17 protein-coding genes and 8 tRNA genes are annotated in these 16,943 nt (G+C 74.2%); 11 read left to right on the top strand and 14 right to left on the bottom strand.

All coding sequences use genetic code 11. From position 1 onward, the window contains the following. Positions 1 to 62: 62 nt before the first annotated feature. Both ACFCY7_RS27950 and ACFCY7_RS27945 read right to left on the bottom strand, forming a co-directional pair. Positions 63 to 134, bottom strand: a tRNA-Val gene (locus ACFCY7_RS27950). A 39-nt stretch (positions 135 to 173) separates the two neighbouring features. Then, positions 174 to 671, bottom strand: coding sequence for an SRPBCC family protein (locus ACFCY7_RS27945; protein ID WP_376488819.1), 498 nt, complete (start codon positions 669 to 671; stop codon positions 174 to 176). 83 nt (positions 672 to 754) lie between these two features. Between ACFCY7_RS27945 and ACFCY7_RS27940 the strand changes: the two genes are divergently transcribed. After that, entirely contained in the window at positions 755 to 3,340 is a 2,586-nt protein-coding gene (locus ACFCY7_RS27940) for an SCO7613 C-terminal domain-containing membrane protein (protein ID WP_376488818.1), read from the top strand. Between the two features lie 52 nt (positions 3,341 to 3,392). Here the strand turns inward: ACFCY7_RS27940 and ACFCY7_RS27935 are convergent. Both ACFCY7_RS27935 and ACFCY7_RS27930 read right to left on the bottom strand, forming a co-directional pair. After that, positions 3,393 to 3,467 (bottom strand) — tRNA-Val (locus tag ACFCY7_RS27935). Positions 3,468 to 3,521: 54 nt separating this feature from the next. Next, positions 3,522 to 3,944 carry a TIGR02611 family protein gene (locus tag ACFCY7_RS27930; protein ID WP_376488817.1) on the bottom strand — a complete coding sequence of 141 codons (423 nt, stop codon included), beginning with the start codon at positions 3,942 to 3,944 and terminating at the stop codon, positions 3,522 to 3,524. A gap of 190 nt (positions 3,945 to 4,134) precedes the next feature. Here ACFCY7_RS27930 and ACFCY7_RS27925 point away from each other — a divergent pair, with 190 nt between their 5' ends. After that, the gene (locus ACFCY7_RS27925; protein WP_015032345.1) at positions 4,135 to 4,548 is read left to right on the top strand and encodes an SsgA family sporulation/cell division regulator; all 414 of its coding nucleotides are present in this window, start codon (positions 4,135 to 4,137) and stop codon (positions 4,546 to 4,548) included. Between the two features lie 191 nt (positions 4,549 to 4,739). Then, positions 4,740 to 5,297, top strand: a complete 558-nt coding sequence (locus tag ACFCY7_RS27920) for a CGNR zinc finger domain-containing protein (protein ID WP_376488816.1) — start codon at positions 4,740 to 4,742, stop codon at positions 5,295 to 5,297. Between the two features lie 21 nt (positions 5,298 to 5,318). On the opposite strand, the gene ACFCY7_RS27915 is transcribed toward ACFCY7_RS27920, so the two are convergent. Both ACFCY7_RS27915 and ACFCY7_RS27910 read right to left on the bottom strand, forming a co-directional pair. Next, the gene (locus ACFCY7_RS27915; protein ID WP_376488815.1) at positions 5,319 to 5,492 is read right to left on the bottom strand and encodes a hypothetical protein; all 174 of its coding nucleotides are present in this window, start codon (positions 5,490 to 5,492) and stop codon (positions 5,319 to 5,321) included. Between the two features lie 111 nt (positions 5,493 to 5,603). Next, positions 5,604 to 6,020, bottom strand: coding sequence for a hypothetical protein (locus ACFCY7_RS27910; RefSeq protein WP_376488814.1), 417 nt, complete (start codon positions 6,018 to 6,020; stop codon positions 5,604 to 5,606). A 148-nt stretch (positions 6,021 to 6,168) separates the two neighbouring features. On the opposite strand from ACFCY7_RS27910, the gene ACFCY7_RS27905 reads away from it, so the two are divergent. Then, positions 6,169 to 6,684, top strand: a complete 516-nt coding sequence (locus ACFCY7_RS27905; protein ID WP_376488813.1) for a DsbA family protein — start codon at positions 6,169 to 6,171, stop codon at positions 6,682 to 6,684. A 547-nt stretch (positions 6,685 to 7,231) separates the two neighbouring features. Here ACFCY7_RS27905 and ACFCY7_RS27900 read toward each other — a convergent pair. The 3 genes from ACFCY7_RS27900 to ACFCY7_RS27890 all read right to left on the bottom strand — a co-directional run bounded on the left by ACFCY7_RS27900 (position 7,232) and on the right by ACFCY7_RS27890 (position 10,067). Next, positions 7,232 to 8,071, bottom strand: coding sequence for a GNAT family N-acetyltransferase (locus ACFCY7_RS27900; protein ID WP_376488812.1), 840 nt, complete (start codon positions 8,069 to 8,071; stop codon positions 7,232 to 7,234). 101 nt (positions 8,072 to 8,172) lie between these two features. Beyond that, positions 8,173 to 9,003 carry an aminotransferase class IV gene (locus ACFCY7_RS27895; RefSeq protein ID WP_376488811.1) on the bottom strand — a complete coding sequence of 277 codons (831 nt, stop codon included), beginning with the start codon at positions 9,001 to 9,003 and terminating at the stop codon, positions 8,173 to 8,175. Beyond that, positions 9,000 to 10,067, bottom strand: a complete 1,068-nt coding sequence (locus tag ACFCY7_RS27890) for a chorismate-binding protein (protein ID WP_376488810.1) — start codon at positions 10,065 to 10,067, stop codon at positions 9,000 to 9,002. Before ACFCY7_RS27890 ends, ACFCY7_RS27895 begins: the two co-directional genes overlap by 4 nt. A 233-nt stretch (positions 10,068 to 10,300) precedes the next feature. On the opposite strand from ACFCY7_RS27890, the gene ACFCY7_RS27885 reads away from it, so the two are divergent. The 6 genes from ACFCY7_RS27885 (at position 10,301) to ACFCY7_RS27860 (ending at position 10,870) form a co-directional block, all read left to right on the top strand. Beyond that, positions 10,301 to 10,373: transfer RNA gene (locus ACFCY7_RS27885), tRNA-Gly, on the top strand. A 39-nt stretch (positions 10,374 to 10,412) separates the two neighbouring features. Continuing rightward, a tRNA-Cys gene (locus ACFCY7_RS27880) sits at positions 10,413 to 10,486 on the top strand. A gap of 1 nt (position 10,487) precedes the next feature. Next, positions 10,488 to 10,559, top strand: a tRNA-Val gene (locus tag ACFCY7_RS27875). Positions 10,560 to 10,593: 34 nt separating this feature from the next. Continuing rightward, a tRNA-Val gene (locus ACFCY7_RS27870) sits at positions 10,594 to 10,665 on the top strand. Positions 10,666 to 10,694: 29 nt separating this feature from the next. Further along, a tRNA-Val gene (locus ACFCY7_RS27865) sits at positions 10,695 to 10,766 on the top strand. 29 nt (positions 10,767 to 10,795) lie between these two features. Beyond that, a tRNA-Val gene (locus tag ACFCY7_RS27860) sits at positions 10,796 to 10,870 on the top strand. A 111-nt stretch (positions 10,871 to 10,981) separates the two neighbouring features. Here ACFCY7_RS27860 and ACFCY7_RS27855 read toward each other — a convergent pair. The 3 genes from ACFCY7_RS27855 to ACFCY7_RS27845 all read right to left on the bottom strand — a co-directional run bounded on the left by ACFCY7_RS27855 (position 10,982) and on the right by ACFCY7_RS27845 (position 12,797). Continuing rightward, entirely contained in the window at positions 10,982 to 11,266 is a 285-nt protein-coding gene (locus ACFCY7_RS27855) for a zf-TFIIB domain-containing protein (RefSeq protein WP_376488809.1), read from the bottom strand. Positions 11,267 to 11,312: 46 nt separating this feature from the next. After that, on the bottom strand, positions 11,313 to 12,356 hold the full coding sequence (locus ACFCY7_RS27850; protein ID WP_376488820.1) for a phosphotransferase: 1,044 nt from the start codon (positions 12,354 to 12,356) through the stop codon (positions 11,313 to 11,315). 273 nt (positions 12,357 to 12,629) lie between these two features. Further along, positions 12,630 to 12,797: a hypothetical protein gene (locus tag ACFCY7_RS27845; protein ID WP_362564892.1), complete on the bottom strand. Its 168-nt coding sequence runs from the start codon at positions 12,795 to 12,797 to the stop codon at positions 12,630 to 12,632. A gap of 492 nt (positions 12,798 to 13,289) precedes the next feature. Between ACFCY7_RS27845 and ACFCY7_RS27840 the strand changes: the two genes are divergently transcribed. Continuing rightward, the gene (locus ACFCY7_RS27840) at positions 13,290 to 14,486 is read left to right on the top strand and encodes a protein kinase (protein ID WP_376488808.1); all 1,197 of its coding nucleotides are present in this window, start codon (positions 13,290 to 13,292) and stop codon (positions 14,484 to 14,486) included. 209 nt (positions 14,487 to 14,695) lie between these two features. On the opposite strand, the gene ACFCY7_RS27835 is transcribed toward ACFCY7_RS27840, so the two are convergent. Together ACFCY7_RS27835 and cobA are read right to left on the bottom strand one after the other, a co-directional pair. Then, positions 14,696 to 15,514 carry a TrmH family RNA methyltransferase gene (locus ACFCY7_RS27835; RefSeq protein ID WP_376488807.1) on the bottom strand — a complete coding sequence of 273 codons (819 nt, stop codon included), beginning with the start codon at positions 15,512 to 15,514 and terminating at the stop codon, positions 14,696 to 14,698. A gap of 88 nt (positions 15,515 to 15,602) precedes the next feature. Beyond that, entirely contained in the window at positions 15,603 to 16,844 is a 1,242-nt protein-coding gene (gene cobA / locus ACFCY7_RS27830) for a uroporphyrinogen-III C-methyltransferase (RefSeq protein ID WP_376488806.1), read from the bottom strand. Positions 16,845 to 16,943: the final 99 nt, after the last annotated feature.

Genomic DNA, 16,943 nt, shown 5'->3' with positions numbered 1-16,943 from the left:
CGCCGGGGGGCCTCAATATTCCCTGGGGGGGTCCGTCCTCTGGCCGCCCCGGCCTCTCCCGGTGGGCGATACTGGGATCGAACCAGTGACCCCTTCGGTGTGAACGAAGTGCTCTCCCGCTGAGCTAATCGCCCGGGAACGGGTTGAACCATACAGGGCTTCGCGCCCTGGGTTCAAACCGGCCCGCCCGTCGCCCGACCGCGGCCCCTCGACGGCGCCCTCCGTGCGGCGCCGCTCGTCTCGGCCGCGAGCCCGCGCCGTCCGCCGCGCATCATCAGGGCGTGGTTGGCCCGGAAGACGGGACGTCCGGGGAAGGCGAGGAGCCGCAGGAGCCGGGCGCGCACCTCGACCTCCTGCTCGTACACGGCGCGGGTGCCGGTGCCGTCCGCCGCGATCGTCCAGCGGGCCCAGCCCTCCAGGTCGCCGCCGAGGCCGATCTCCAGGACCCGGGCCACCGGGTCGCGGCGCAGGGCGCGGGCGGTGACGACGAGGTCGTACGGGAGGAGGGAGCGGAACCGGGCGGTGCCGGTGGTGTCGTCGAGGGGGACGACCTCGCGGACCTGGGGCCACCAGCGGGGGTACTCCTCGGCGCGTTCGAGGACGGCGTAGACGGCGTCGGGCGGGGCGGGCAGCCGCCAGACGCTGCGGAAGCGGTACCGGCACCAGTCCATGCCTCCAGTGTGGGGGTACTCAGGCGCGGATCTGAGTACGTGGACGCATTCCCGCAGCGTGTGGCCGGGGCCACACTCCGGGTATGGACACTTCCCTGCCACCCGCGGACGAGCTGGTGCTCGTCGACCGCGAGCTGGCCCAACTCGACGCTCGCCGGTCCCAGTTGCTGGCCAGGCGGGCCTGGCTGATCCGGGCGCTGTACCAGCCTGCCGGCGTCGTGGCGCCGTCGTGGCAGCCGCGCCCGCCGGTGGCGGACTCGACGCCACGGAGCGCGCAGAACGTGCTGCTGACGCTGGGCGGGACGCTGCTGACGATCGCGGCGGTCGCCTTCACCCTGGTGAGCTGGGGCTCGATGGGGATCGGCGCCCGCGCGGCGGTGCTGTTCGTGGTGACGTCGGCGGCGCTCGCGGTGCCGGTGGCGCTGCTGCGCAGGGGTCTGGTGTCGACGGCCGAGTCGGTGGCCGCGCTCGGTCTGGTCCTGATGGTGCTCGACGCGTACGCGCTGCACCGGGTGGCTCTGCCCGATGCGGACGGCCTGGGGTACACGGCGGTGGCCGCCGCGGTCCTGGCGGGCGCGTGGACGGCGTACGGCTCGGCGCTGTCGCGGCTGCGGATCCCGCTGCCGGTGGCCGTGGTGGCGGCCCAGCTGCCGCTACCGCTGGGCGTGCTCGCGGCCGGTGGCGGTCCGACGGCGTTCGCCTGGGCCGCTCTCGTGACGGCCGCGGCGGACGCGGCGGCGGCGCTGTGGGCCCGGCCGATCGCGGTCCGGATCACCGCCGCCACGGGCGCGACCGCGCTCGGCGGCTGGTCGCTGCTGACCGGCGGCTGGCTCTCGCTCACCTCCCCCTGGACCGGCGCGCCGCTGCTCCTCGCGGCGGGCGCGCTCGCCCTGTACGTCGCCCGGCGCACGCCCGCGCTCGCGGTCCCGGGTGCCGCGCTCGCCGGTCTGGCCGCGGTCGCGGCCTTCGGGGGCCTCCTCCGCGCGGCCGTCCCCGCGGACTGGGCGGTCCCCGGCTACGTCCTGTGCGGTCTGGCCCTCGCGGCGGTCCGGCTCCTGCCCTCGTCCGCTCCGGCGACGCCGGACGCGGCCGGTGCCCCGGCGCAGGCCTCGCCCTCCGGGGCGTGGCTGCCGCGCGCCGTGCGGGCGGGTCTGGCGGCCGCGGGCGCCGGGGTCGCGGCGCTCGGGGTCGTGTGGGCGCTGCCGCCGGCGGTGGCGGGGCTGCTCGGGCCGGTGGGCCGCACGACGGACGTCTGGTCGGGCGAGCACGCCGAGCGGGCGCTGACGTCGTACCCGACGACCGCCGTCCTGGTCCTCGTCGTGGCCGTCGCCGTTCTCGCGGCCGTCCCCCGGCTCTGGGCCCGCTGCGGCGCCCTCGCCCTCGCCTGGGCGCTCCTGACCGCCCTGCCGGTCTCCCTGGACCTGCCCTACCCGGTGACGCTCGCCCTCCAGCTCGCCACCACGGCGGCGGCGCTGTGGTCGGCCGTCCGCCCGGGCCCGCTGGCGCGCGGCCTGCGTCGCGAGAAGGCGCCCGCGGACACCACCGCCCCGGCGGCGTCCGCCTCCACGGAAGCGTCGGCCGCCACGGGGTCGGAGCCGACGGCGCACGCCACCGGCGGTCCGGCGGCCCCGGTGGCCGGTCCCGGGGCTCCCTGGGGGCCCTGGACGCCCTCCTCGCCCCGGCCCGCGGCGGTCGTCGTCGACGCCCGTACCGCGCTCGGCCGGCTCGCGTACGCCGGCGGGCTCGCGTCCGCGGTGAGCGCGGTCGGACTCGCGCTGGACGTGCGAGGGGCGACGTTCGCCGCCCTCGGGGTGCTGCTCGGACTCTTCGCGGGGGTCGCGGTGCTCGGCGCCGACGCGCGCCGGGTGGTCTCCGCCTGCGCGGCGGTGCTCACGGCGACGGGTCTGGTGTTCGCGGTCGCGGCCGCCGGCGGGTTCGAGGACCACTGGACGGCGCTCGCGCTGCTGCTCGTCCCGGCGGCGACGGCCGCGCTCGGCTCCAGGGCGCCGCGCCCGGTGGCCCTGGCGGTGGAGATCACGGGCGCGGCCGTGGGGCTGCTCGCCCTGGGGATCGCCGCGTCCCGGCCGGCGTTCCTGGCGCTCGCCCTGGCGCTCGGCGGGGTGATCGCGGCGGCGACGGCGGTACGGCCGGAGCGGCGGCGGTTCGCCTCGTGGACGGCGGCGGCGCTGTTCCTGCTGGCCACCTGGGTGCGCCTGGCCGTGTGGGACGTGACGACCCCGGAGGCGTACACGCTCCCGGTGACGGTGCCGGCTCTGGTCGTCGGGTTCCTGCGGCGGCGCCGGGACGCGGAGGCCTCGTCCTGGACGGCGTACGGCCCCGGTCTCGCGGCGACGCTGCTGCTGAGCCTGGTGGCGGCGTGGACGGACCCGGAGTGGACGCGCCCGCTGGTCCTGGGGATCGCGGCGCTCGTGGTGACCCTGCTGGGCGCGCGGTTCCGGCTCCAGGCGCTGCTCGTGCTCGGCGGCGCGGTGCTGGCCCTGGACGGGCTGCACGAGCTGGCGCCGTACGTGGTGCAGGCGGTGGGCGCGCTGCCGCGCTGGCTGCCGCCGGCCCTCGCCGGGCTCCTGCTGCTCGGGGTGGGGGCCACGTACGAGCAGCGGCTGCGGGACGCCCGGAGGCTGCGGGAGCGGCTGGCCCGGATGCGGTGAGGAACGACGAAGGCCCGGAGACGGTGTTCCGTCTCCGGGCCTTCGTGCCGGGTGGTGGGCGATACTGGGATCGAACCAGTGACCCCTTCGGTGTGAACGAAGTGCTCTCCCGCTGAGCTAATCGCCCGGGCACACCCAGAACATTACCCCATGTCAGCGGGGCTCCCGAACCACCGCGAGATCACTGATCGATCTTCCACGGCATGACGAAGCCGAACTTCCACAGATAGACGCCGAGCAGGGCGGCGATGATCACCAGGCCGATGGTGGTGAGGATGATGTTCCTGCGGCGGACCTTGGGGTCGAGGGCGCGCTGGGCGGCCTCGGTGACCTTCCGCTTGGTCCAGCGGAGCACGAGCTGCGCCCAGACGAACTCGGTCGCCCAGATCGCCATGCCGCCGAAGATGACCAGCCAGCCGGGGCCGGGGAGCGGCAGCATCACCACGCCGGCGCCGACCACGGCGAGTCCCACGATGAAGACGCCGACCTGCCAGCTCACATGCAGGCCCCGCCGCGACTTGATGAACTCCGGTGCGCGCGATCCCAGTTCGGCCTCCTGGCCGCCCTCGGACTCCTCGGCGCGCTCGTCACTCTCCGCATTCATGCACTCCAACCTACCGGACCGGAGGGCGCCACCGGAATGGCGGTATTACCCAAAGTTACACGCGCCCATACGAGCTACCTGAACGATCACAAAACCGACAGAGGGGTTTACAACGCCACCGGAGGTGGCATGTCGATTTCGCCGACGTGCGAATCCCCGAGCGCACACTGAGCGAAAGGCCCTGGCGCTTATGAACACCACGGTCAGCTGCGAGCTGCACCTGCGCCTCGTTGTGTCGAGCGAGTCCTCACTGCCTGTACCCGCGGGCCTGCGGTATGACACGGCCGATCCCTATGCCGTGCACGCCACCTTCCACACCGGAGCCGAGGAGACGGTCGAGTGGGTCTTCGCCCGCGACCTTCTCGCCGAGGGGCTGCACCGGCCCACCGGCACAGGCGACGTCCGCGTCTGGCCATCCCGTAGTCACGGCCAGGGAGTCGTCTGCATCGCTCTGAGCTCACCCGAGGGAGAAGCCCTGCTCGAGGCCCCGGCGCGGGCCCTGGAGTCGTTCCTCAAGCGGACCGACGCCGCCGTGCCACCGGGCACCGAGCACCGGCACTTCGATCTCGATACGGAGCTCTCCCACATCCTGGCCGACAGCTGAGCCAGGCCGACAACCGCACGGCGCCGTCCGACTCGGGGCGACGGCGCCGCTCGGACAGTCACATAGGCACGACATCCGGCGCTCCCACCGTGCAGCCGGCACGGTGGCGGGCGCCGATGTCCTTTTCCGGGGCGCGCTAAAGTCAGCGCCATTCCGCGGGCGCCCGCCCGCGGCCGGCCAGGGAGCGAATCGTGCTGATCCCCCACGACACCCGGATCGCCCTCGACACCGTCGTCGATCTGATGAACACCGCGCCGCAGGGCGACCGTGCCGACGAGCTCGCGGACATCGCGGGACTGCACGCCTTCGTGCAGGCCCACAAGATCAGCGACGTGGGCGACCTCGGCCCCGACGACCTGCGGGCCGTGCGGGAGGTGCGCGAGAAGTTCGCGGCGGTCTTCTCCGCCCCCGAGGCCCGGATCGCGGCTCCCCTGATCAACCAGCTGGTGGCCGGCGCGGGCACCACCCCGCAGCTCACCGACCACGACGGCTACGACTGGCACGTGCACTACTTCGCGCCGGGCGCCTCGGTGGCGGACCACCTCGCGGCCGACTGCGGCATGGCCCTCGCCTTCATCGTCGTGGGCGGCGAGCAGGAGCGGCTGCGGCGCTGCGAGGCGCCGGACTGCGGCCGGGCCTTCGTCGACCTCTCCCGCAACCGCTCGCGCCGCTACTGCGACAGCCGCACCTGCGGCAACCGACTGCACGTGGCCGCGTACCGGGCGCGGCGCAAGGAAGCGGCCGGCTGACCCTGGACGCGGCGCGGGCGGTCACAGCACGAAGAGATCGTGCAGGGCCGCCGTCAGCAGCAGACAGCCGATCACGGCCAAGAAGATCATCAGCGGCGGCTGGGAGAGCGCGAACAGGCAGCCGCGCGGCTCTTCGGCGGGGGTGGCGGGGGCGTCGGGGGAGGCGGGCAGGGGTTCCCGCGAGGTATCCAGCATCTCGGGGGGATGATGGCGCACGGCGCGCCCGCGAAATCCCGCAACACGCCCCACGGAAGGGGCTGTTCACCCCTTCCCGTGGATCACGGGAACGGGAACCGCCAGAAGCGATCAGATTCCGTGCTTCTTCAGAATCGCCTCGATGTCGCTGAAGTCCTCACCGGACGCCTGTCCGGCCTGCGGCTTCGCCGCGGTCACCCCGCGCGAGGGTGCCGAGGCGGCCGGCGCGACGGCCTTCGGCTCCGCGCCCCCGGTCGTCTCCTTGCGGCCGCCCCGGCGCCGCTCCACCGCCCTGGTGGACAGGAAGAGCAGGAAGGCGAGGCCCAGCACGCCGAATCCGGCCCACGCCACGGGGCTGAACGCCGTGTCCACGATCCATTCGACGGAGCCCGTCATCACCAGGCCGAGCGGCACCAGCGCGTAGGCCGCGATCCGGGCCGCCGACAGGAACCGCTTCCGGTAGGCCGCTATCGCGGCGATGCCCAGGCCCGCCGCGGACACCGCGGAGCAAATGGTCTCGGCGAGCATGCGATCCTCCAGATCCCGGGTGATACGTCCCTTCCATCCTGCACCGGAGGGACCGCCGCGGGCCATGCCCCGGGCCGCGTCTCAGGGAGATCTCCGGGTCACCCCGGCCGGATCTCCTCCCCAGGTCCCGGTGAGGGAGACTGCTGTCATGAGTGACTCCACCACCGCATCCGCCTCCCCCGTCGTCCTCGAGGCGTGGTTCGACCTCCAGTGCCCCGACTGCTTCGCGGCCCTCGACGACGTCCGCGCGCTCCGTGAGCAGTACGGCGACCGGCTCGACGTACAGCTGCGCCACTTCCCGCTGGAGAAGCACAAGCACGCGTACGCCGCCGCGCAGGCCGCCGAGGAGGCGGTCGAGCAGGGCAAGGGCTGGCCGTACGTGGAGGCGCTGCTCGCCAGGACCGCGGAGCTCGGCGACCGGGGCGAGTCGGTCCTCCTCGATGTGGCGAAGGAACTCGGCCTGGACGCCGAGGAGTTCGACACCGCCCTGATCGACGGCCGCCACCTGCTGACCGTCGACGCGGACGAGGCCGAGGGCAAGGCGATCAAGGTCACCGGCACGCCGACGTACGTCATCGACGGCCGGCGTCTGGACGGCGGGAAGAGCCAGGAGGGCCTGCGGGAGCGCATCACGGAGATCGCCGACCGCCTCCTGAACGGCTGACCGCCCGGGCCGCAGAGCACGCGGGCGGTCGGCCGGACCGCCCTGCACACGGGCGGGCGACCGGGCAGCCGGGCTCGCGGGCGGGCGAGCCTGGGAGGCAGGCCGCCCCGGGGCGAGCAGGCAGACTGGGCAGCCAGGCCGCCTGGGACAAGCAAGCAGGCCGCCGGCAGCCGGGCCGCCGGAGGGGGTCGGCAGGCGGGCCGCCGGGGGACGGGCAGCCGAGCCGGCGAGCGGGCGGGCCGACAGCCCGTGAGCAACCGGGCAGGCAGGCGGGCCGCCGGGGCCGGCGAGCGGGCGGGCCGACAGGCCCGTGAGCAGCCGAGCAGGCCGGCCGGCGAGCAGCCTCGGGCGCGGGGGCGGGCCGGACGGCCTGCGGTCCTCGTCGCCCAGGACAGGGGCCGAACAGACAGGCAGGCCGGCGAGCGGCCCGGGCGCCGGGCAGGCGGGCCGGATGGCCGGTGGTCCTTGTCGTCCAGGACGGGCCCGTGAGCCGTCAGCCCGGCGAGCGCCGGGCTGACGACGGGCGCCGGGCTGACGGGCCTGGGCCCTATCGCAGCTCCTTGGCGCTGTTGACGAGCGTCGTGCGGTAGCCGAGCGACTCGTACAGGCGGATCGCCGGGGTGTTGCCGGCGAAGACGTGCAGTCCGAGCCGGGTGTCCCCGGTTTCCCGCGCGACCCGCTCGGCGAGCAGCATGAGCGCCCGGCCGTAGCCGCGGCCGCGGTGGCCCTCGTCGACCTCGATGTCGTACACGAAGGCCGCCCACTCCCCCGGTTCGAGCTCGATGCGGCCGGTCCACAGGAAGCCGGCGGGCACGCCGTCCCGCACGACGACGTGGATCGCGACGCCGGGGGTGGCCAGGCCTTCGGGGAGGTACCTGCGGTGGCTGTCCTCGGCCTTGGTGCGGGCCTGGTCCTCGGGGACGCCCCGGTCGATCCAGCTCTGCGCGAAGCCCTCCTTGGCGCGCGCCTCCCACTCGGCGTACTCGCCGTCGTTCATCGGCCGGACCTCGACGCCCTCCGGCAGGGCCGGCGGTTCGGCGGCCAGTTCCTTGACCATGTTGCGGCTGCGCTCGGCGTAGCCGAGGGAGCGGGCCATGCTCAGCGCCGCCTCGGCGTCGGCGGGCACCGATATCTGCACCTCGACGCAGCCCCAGCCGCGCAGCACCTCCTCGGAGGCGAGCGCGGCGACCGTGCCCCGGCCCCGCCGCCGGTCCGGCTCGTCGACGCGGATCTCCTCGATCACGCCGGAGGCCGCCCCGAAGCGGGGGTCGGTCGCGAGCCGGACGGAGCCGACGCGGCGGCTGTTCACGCACACGTCGTAGGCACGGGAACGGCCGCCGTCGGGCGTCTGCTGAAGCGGCTCGGCCGGCCGCAGGGTGGTGGTCATCAGAGGAGTTCTACCCACCCCGCGGCCGTCCGTCATCCGGATTTACGGGGACTTCTCGGCGACGCCCGGACACGCGCACGCAGGTGTCCGGGCATCGGGGCTCACCCGAGCCGCGGGTCGCGGTCGCCGGCCGCCCGCTCGTCGAAGATCCGCATCGCCTTGGCCGTGACCGGGCCGGGCGCGGCCGTGAACTCCCGCCCGTCGACGCGGTGGACGCCCTGGACGTCGCGGAGGGTCGAGGTCAGGAAGACCTCCTCGGCCGTCTCCAGGACGTCCATCGGCAGATCGGTCTCCTCGGCGCCGGTCCACTCCACGGCGAGGGCGCGGGTGATGCCGGCGAGGCAGCCGGAGGAGACCGGCGGGGTGAGGATCCGGCCGTCGACCACGACGAAGACGTTGGAGCCGGTGCCCTCGCACAGCTGCCCGACGGTGTTGGCGAAGAGCGCCTCGGAGGCCCCCTGCTCGCGGGCCCTGGCGAGGGCGACGACGTTCTCGGCGTACGAGGTGGTCTTGAGTCCGGTCAGGGCGCCGCGCTCGTTGCGCGTCCAGGGCACGGTGATCACCGCGGTGGAGTCGGCGCGGCGGCCGGTCCCGCCGAGGGCGACGACGAGGCTCGCGCCGGAGTCGCCGCGCTCCGAACCGAGCGGGGAGAGCCCGCCGGTGTACGTGATGCGGAGCCGGCCGAGTTCCATCGGGTTGGCTTCGAGCACGGCGGCGACGGCCGCGCGGACCTCGTCGAGGTCCGGGTCGGGCAGGCCGAGGCCGCGGGCCGAGCGGGTGAGGCGCTCCAGGTGGAGCGTGAGAGCAAACGTTTCCCCACGCTCGGTCTTGACCGTCTCGAAGATGCCGTCGCCGACGGTCAGCCCGTGGTCCAGTACGGAGACCCGGGCGGCCTCCTCGTCGTGCAGCCCGCCGTTGACCCACAGTTTCATCGAGAAATGGCCTTTCCACTCGCCTCACGGGCGCCCGACTCGTCGCCGCCCGACGCTATCGCGACCAGCCGGGACGCCTTCAGCTCGGTCTCCTCCCACTCGCGCTCCGGGTCGGACCCCCAGGTGATCCCGGCGCCGGTGCCGAAGCGGAGGACGCCCTGGGGGCGGTCGATCCAGAAGGTGCGTATGCCGACGGCCAGCTCCGCGGTGCCCGCGTCGGCGTCGACCCAGCCGACGCCGCCGCAGTACGGGCCCCGGGGCGCGGTCTCCAGCGCCTCGATGATCCGCAGCGCGCTGGACTTGGGCGCCCCGGTGACGGAGCCGGGCGGGAAGGTCGCGTCGAGCAGCTCGGGCCAGCCGGCGTCCTCGCGCAGGACGCCGGTGACGGTGGAGACGAGGTGGACGAGGCCGGGATGCTCCTCGAGCGCGCAGAGCGCGGGGACGGCGACGGAGCCGGTCTCGCTGACGCGTCCCAGGTCGTTGCGGACCAGGTCGACGATCATCACGTTCTCCGCGTGGTCCTTGGGGAGCAGGTCGGCCGCGGTGCGTCCGGTTCCCTTGATGGGGCCCGAGGAGATCAGGACCCCCTCCCTGCGGAGGTAGAGCTCGGGGGACGCGGTCGCGATCTCCACGCCGTGGGCCGGCAGACGGATCGTTCCGGCGTAGGGGGCGGGGTTGCCCCGGGCGAGCAGCGCGGTGAGGGCGTCCACGTCGGCGGCGGCCGGGTCGGGCAGCGGCGCGGTCAGCACCCGGCAGAGGTTCGCCTGGTAGACCTCGCCGCGCGCGATGTGCTCGCGCACCCGCCGCACGCCCGCGATGTACGCGGCGCGGTCGAGGGAGGACGTCCAGTCACCGGCCGCGGGACCGCGCCAGGCGCCGGGGACGGGCGCGGGGACCGGGTCGGGCCGCACGTCTCCGAAGCGGGCGCAGGTGAGGCGCCCTTCGAAGTCCGCGCAGACGGCCCAGAAGCCGGCGGATTCCAGGGCCTCGGGGTCGTGGGTGACGTCCCGGAGATCGGTCGCGACGAGGCCGCCGAAGCGGGCCAGAGGAGCAAGGTCGTGCACGCATCGAGTCTAGGTCCGCCGACGCCGTGCCACCGGGGGCGCACTTCACGGGGGCTGCGCGCCACCCGGGGAACACGGCGAGTGAACGCCGTGCGAACCCTCCGGGGTGCCCGGCCGGGCACCCCGGTCGCCTCGCAGGTCAGCACGCTGCGGAAACGCGTTTTTGTGCTGGCCCAGGAATCCGCTAGAGTTCAACACGTCGCCGGGACGCGCAAGCGGAACGGAAACGACAAGCGGACGTGGCTCAGTTGGTAGAGCATCACCTTGCCAAGGTGAGGGTCGCGAGTTCGAATCTCGTCGTCCGCTCGATGTGGGGGATCTTCCCGAACCCCCGTATTCACTCCTGGTGGAGTGGCCGAGAGGCGAGGCAACGGCCTGCAAAGCCGTCTACACGGGTTCAAATCCCGTCTCCACCTCCAAGGACGATTAGCTCAGCGGGAGAGCGCTTCCCTGACACGGAAGAGGTCACTGGTTCAATCCCAGTATCGTCCACTGGACCTTCGGGTCCTGGGTCTTCGGATCCCCCGCGCGATTAGCTCAGCGGGAGAGCGCTTCCCTGACACGGAAGAGGTCACTGGTTCAATCCCAGTATCGCGCACTCACATCCCGCACCTTCTGGTGCGTCCCGCGCGATTAGCTCAGCGGGAGAGCGCTTCCCTGACACGGAAGAGGTCACTGGTTCAATCCCAGTATCGCGCACTCACATCCCGCGCCCTCGGGTGCGTCCCGCGCGATTAGCTCAGCGGGAGAGCGCTTCCCTGACACGGAAGAGGTCACTGGTTCAATCCCAGTATCGCGCACCATTCGAAGAAGCCCCCGGCCGCAGCTCGCGGTCGGGGGCTTCTTCGTCTCGCCCGGCAGGCGTGAGCGGCGGCCGGCACCCGTGGGCGCCGACCGGTTCCGCCCGGGAGGGGTCAGGAGGAGAAGAGCATCCGCCCGAAGCCGCGCTGACGGTAGTGACCGCCGCCGTGGTGACCGCCGTGGTGCGGGGCGCCCCAGGCGGGGGCGGCGGGGGCGGGCTGCGCCGGGTAGGCCGGCGGGGCGGGCGGGGCCTGCTGGGCCCACTGGGACTCCAGGCGGGTCAGGGCCTCCAGCTCGCCGAAGTCCAGGAATATGCCCCGGCAGCCGCTGCACTGCTCGATCTGGACGCCGTTGCGGTTGTACGTGTGCATGGCCGCATGACACTTGGGACACTGCATGCTCGGCTCAACTCCCTGACATTGCCGTTCGAATGGTGGCCTCACCTTACGTGGACGCCGGATCAGCCGATACGGTTCGATGTCCCGCGATACGCGCACACGTGTCGACCATCACGGCCTCGACCTCGTCGAGTTCGCGGCGCCCGGCCGTCGCCTTGGCCACGGCCAGCGCGGCCGTCTGCACCGTCAGGGCCCGGGCCGGCACGTCGAGTCGCACCCACGGGTCGGGCCCCACCGCCGGACCTCCCGCCTCCTGGTACGCGCCGAGGAACCGCGACCAGACCTCCGGCGGCAGGATGCCCGCGGCGAACCACGCGGCGGGCCTGGCCAAATCCCATGCCGGGTCGCCCCACCCGACGTCGTCGATGTCGATCAGCCGCCACCGCCCCGGCGTCCGGTCCGCCTCGGACCCGCTGTCGCGGACCAGTTGGCCCAGGTGGAAGTCGCCGTGGCAGAGCGTCGGGGAAGCCTGAGCGGTGCCGTCCTCATCCGCGCCCGGCGCTCCGTCGCGGTCGCGGCCGGGAAGTGTCCGCCACGCGCCGAGGACGGTGGCGGTCGCCGGGTGTCCGGGCGCCGCCCGGACCATCCGGTCCACCGCGAGCGCGACCTTCACCCGGGCCCGCATCTCCGGCAGGCCCGGCGCCGATCCGTCCGGCACCGATCCGTCCGGCGGCGGTGTCCGGTGGAGGGCGGCGAGCAGCCGGGCCGCCTCTTCCCAGGGCGCGGCGTCCGGGTCCGCCGGGTCGACGGGAGACCCGTACGGCCAGACCGTGACGGGGCGGCCGCCGAACCGGTCCGGCACCTCGGGCCCGGGGCCCTGGAGCGGGAGCGGGAGCGGGAGCGGCGGCAGGAAGACGGCGGCGACGGCCGGGTGCCCGGCGAGCGCGAGCCGGGCCCGGTGCGCCTCCGGGTCGGTGTCCGGGGCGTGCGCCTTGACGACGAGGCCCCCGTGCCGCACGACGGTCCCGTCCTCCCGGTCGGCGAGCACCCCGACGACGTCGCCCGGGCACCGGCAGGATCCACCCGCCCCGTGAGCGGCGTCCCGCGCGACGGCGGCGAGCCGGTCGAGCGGGACCCGCGGGCCGGGCAGGGTCGGCGGGGGCGGGTTCGGGGCGACGGAGTCCACGCGGGGAGCGTACGGGGTGGGTCGGGGAGCGTACGGGGTGGGTCGGGGAGCGTGCGGGGTGGGTCGGAGAGCTTACGGGGGGGCGGGAGCGTACGCGGCCCTGCGCCGGGAAAGCGCGAGGGCCGGTCAGCTCCCCAGCTGACCGGCCCCACGCTGCCGTCCGCCGCACCCCCGTCCCCACGGGGTTGATGGCCGGATGTCCCGACCCGGGCCGCTCTCCCGGGTCCGGGGCGCTGTTCAGCGCCCCAGCATCACGCCCACGGACGACGCCTGTGTGACCACTGCGTCCCAGCCGCCGAAGACGACTACGAGCAGGGCCGCGAGAGGGAGGACCATGGCGGTGGCCACCAGGGGGTGGCGCTGGCCCGAAGGCCGGGTGCTCGTCCGCGGTGCCGTGAAGGCCATGGTTCCTCTCCTGTCGTGTGTCGGCGCGGCGGGTGCGTGACCTCGGGGGACGAGTGCTGCACCCGCCGCTTGACTTCAAGATTAGGGAGCGGGGAGCGCCCGGACGTCATGCCCGCGTACCGACTTGCGGGCCTCCCGGAGGATGAGGCCCGCCCGTGCGGCGTACTCCCCTGGGTGGAGACGGGGGCTCCGATCACGGGGTCTTCCCGGAGGGGACGGCGTGGGGGCGTGACTTCTCTCACTTCGCGGGGTGCGGGCCGCGGGCCGCCGCCGGTCGGCCCGGCGGACGGCTCGGCGGACCGTCGCGCCGGTTTCACGACGTTCCGTCAAGTGGGTTTCGGACAAGGGGGGTTGGAAAATGCCGCCGTCCCGTGCGGTGCCGTGGTGCTCCCTTCAGCACTGACAATCGATCCCGGTCGAGGGCGCGGCCTATGAGCGCGTGCGGGCGCCACTACGTAAGCTGTGCCACGTCGAACGGACGAGGGGACGGACATGGCGATGATGCGGCTCCGGCGCGAGGATCCGCGGATCGTCGGGTCGTTCCGGCTCCACCGCAGGCTGGGGGCCGGCGGGATGGGCGTCGTGTACCTGGGGTCCGACCGGCGCGGCCAGCGGGTGGCGCTGAAGGTGATCCGGCCGGATCTGGCCGAGGACCAGGAGTTCCGGTCGCGGTTCGCCCGTGAGGTGTCGGCGGCCCGGCGGATCCGCGGCGGTTGCACGGCCCGGCTCGTCGCCGCCGACCTGGAGGCCGAGCGCCCCTGGTTCGCCACGCAGTACGTGCCCGGCCCCTCGCTGCACGACCGGGTCGCCGAGGAGGGCGGGCTGCGCGCCGCCGACGTCGCCTCGATCGGGGCCGCGCTCTCGGAGGGCCTGGTCGCCGTCCACGAGGCCGGGGTGGTGCACCGGGACCTGAAGCCGTCGAACATCCTGCTCTCCCCCAAGGGCCCCCGCATCATCGACTTCGGCATCGCGTGGGCCACCGGGGCCAGCACCCTGACCCACGTGGGCACGGCGGTGGGCTCGCCCGGCTTCCTCGCCCCCGAGCAGGTGCGCGGCGCGGCGGTCACGCCGGCCACCGACGTGTTCTCGCTCGGTGCCACGCTCGCGTACGCGGCGATGGCGGACTCCCCCTTCGGGCACGGCAGTTCCGAGGTCATGCTGTACCGGGTGGTGCACGAGGAGCCGCAGCTGCACGGGGTGCCGGACGCGCTGGCGCCGCTGATCCGCGCCTGTCTGGCGAAGGACCCCGAGGACCGGCCCAGCACGCTCCAGCTGTCGATGCGGCTCAAGGAGATCGCGGCGCGCGAGGCGCAGGGCCTGCCGGTCTCGCGGCCGCCCGTGCAGCGCGAGCGGACCGAGGAGCGGAGCCCCGCGCGGCCGACGGAACGGTACACGGAGCGTGACACCCACGGGCGGGACACCGAGCGCGGTGCCGAGCGTGACCGGGGTGCGGACCGCGAGCGGACGGCGGGGCGTGGTGCCGGGCCGTCCTCGCGGCCGACGGGCGGGCCGCGGACCGGTGGTTCGCGCCCCCAGCCGCGTACGGGCACCCGGCCCGGCGCCCGCTCGACGTCGACGGGCCGCCGCCCGGCCAACCCGCGGCTGCTGCGCCAGCGGCTCTTCGTCTTCGTGGTCGTGACGCTGGTCGTGGCCCTGGGCATCGCCGCGGCCCAGGCCCTGCAGGGCTAGGTCCGGACCGACGGGGCCCTGACCGACAGGACCGGGACCTACAGGGACCGAGGCCTACAGGGACCGGGGCCTACAGGGACCGGGGCCTACAGGGACCGGACCTACGGGGCCGGAACCTACGGATCCAGGCCCCGTCAGGGGTCGATGAGGCCGGCGACCGCAGGCCTGAAGGTCCGGCCGGTCGGCGGGGCGGGGAGACCCCGCCGGTGTCAGGACTCCGGGCGGCCCGTGGCGACCGCGTAGAAGGCGACCGCCGCCGCCGCGCCCACGTTGAGGGAGTCGACGCCGTGGGCCATGGGGATGCGGACCCATTCGTCGGCGGCGCGCAGGGCCTGGGTGGAGAGGCCGTCGCCCTCGGCGCCCAGCATGAGGGCCACCCGGTCGAGCTTGTGCGGGGCGGCCTCGTCGATGGAGGTCGCCTTCTCCGCCGGGGTGAGGGCGAGGAGCTTGAAGCCCGCCTCCCGTACGGTCTCCAGGCCCCGGGGCCAGGTGTCGAGGCGGGCGTACGGGACGGAGAAGACCGCGCCCATCGAGACCTTCACCGAGCGCCGGTAGAGCGGGTCGGCGCAGTCCGGGGAGAGCAGGACGGCGTCCATGCCGAGGGCCGCGGCGCTGCGGAAGATGGCGCCGATGTTGGTGTGGTCGTTGACCGACTCCATGACGACCACGCGCCGGGCGCCGACGAGCAGTTCGGCGGCGTCCGGGAGCGGCTTGCGCTGCATGGAGGCGAGCGCGCCGCGGTGCACGTGGTAGCCGGTGACGCGTTCCGCGAGGTCGGGCTGGATCGCGTACACCGGCGCGGGGACCTCGTCGATGACGTCCCGCATGACGTCGACCCACTTGGCGGAGAGCAGCATCGACCGCATCTCGTACCCCGCCTGCCTGGCCCGGCGGATGACCTTCTCGCCCTCCGCGATGAACAGGCCCTCGGCCGGCTCGCGTCTGCGGCGGAGTTCGACGTCGGTCAGGCCGGTGTAGTCGCGCAGGCGCGGGTCGTCGGGGTCGTCGATCGTGATGAGTTCGGCCACGAGGTGATACTGCCTTGTCCGGGGTGTGGTGCCAATGTGTACGCGGGGTTCGGTTACCCCTGGTTACGCCGTGCGGGCGCTTCCGCGGTCACTTCACCAGCTTGTCCGGGCCCTCGGTGACGACCTCGCCGATGACGATGACGGCCGGCGGACGGACCTCCTCCGCCTTGACGGTCTCGGCGACCGTCGCGAGCGTGGCGTCGACCCGGCGCTGGGTCGCGGTGGTGCCCTCCTGGACCAGGGCCAGCGGGGTGTCGGGGCTCTTGCCGTGCGCGATCAGCGCCTCGGCGATCTTCCCGATCTTGTCGACGCCCATGAGGATGACGAGGGTGCCGGTGAGCTTCGCGAGGGACGCCCAGTCGACCAGCGAGCGCGGGTCATCGGGAGCGACGTGACCGCTGACCACCGTGAACTCGTGGGCCACACCGCGGTGCGTGACCGGGATGCCGGCCGCGCCGGGCACCGAGATCGAGCTGGAGATGCCCGGGACCACCGTGCAGGAGATGCCCTCGACGGCGAGCGCCTGCGCCTCCTCCATGCCCCGGCCGAAGACGAACGGGTCGCCGCCCTTGAGGCGGACGACCGACTTGCCGGCCTTCGCGTGCTCGATGAGCGCGTTGTTGATGGCCTCCTGGGCCATGAAGCGGCCGTACGGGATCTTCGCCGCGTCGATCACCTCGACGTGCGGCGGCAGTTCGTCGAGGAGGTCGCGGGGGCCGAGCCGGTCGGCGATGACCACGTCCGCCTCGGCGAGCAGCCGGCGGCCGCGCACCGTGATGAGGTCCGGGTCGCCGGGGCCGCCGCCGACCAGCGCGACGAAGGGCGCGCGACTGCGGTGCGCGGGCGCGGCGATCGAACCGTCGCGGAGGCCCTCGACGATCGCGTCGCGCACGGCGGCGGAGCGGCGGGGGTCGTGGCCGGTGAGCACGGCGACGGTGACGCCCGCGTCGCGGCCGGTGGCCGGGGTCCAGGCGGTGGCCGCCTCGGCGTCGTCGGAGCGCACGCACCAGGTGCGGGTCCGCTCGGCCTCGGCGGAGGCGGCGGCGTTCGACTCCGGGTCCGTGGTGGCGACCAGTGCGTACCAGGTGTCGGCGAGGTCGCCGTCCTCGTACCGTCGCTTGGTCCAGCGGATCTCGCCCGCCTCGGCCATCGCCTCGACGGAGGGGGTGGCCGACGGGGAGATCAGCGTGATGTCGGCGCCCGCGGCGATCAGCGCGGGGAGCCGGCGCTGGGCGACCTGCCCGCCGCCGAGGACGACGACGCGGCGGCCGGCGAGGCGCAGTCCGACGGGGTAGGCGGGGTGCTCGGGGTGCGCGGCGGGCTCGGCCATGGGTGAGCGGCTCCTCGGAAGGACGTGTACGGGGCCGCTGCTGCGGTGAAGCGGCTGGTGGGGCGCGTTGTGTGACCCACGATATCCGTGACCCGCGGG

Source organism: Streptomyces sp. NPDC056361 (genome assembly GCF_042262805.1).
GTDB lineage: Bacteria > Actinomycetota > Actinomycetes > Streptomycetales > Streptomycetaceae > Streptomyces.
The sequence above is the reverse complement of the archived record's forward strand: the minus strand, read 5'-3'. Positions and strand labels throughout refer to the sequence as shown.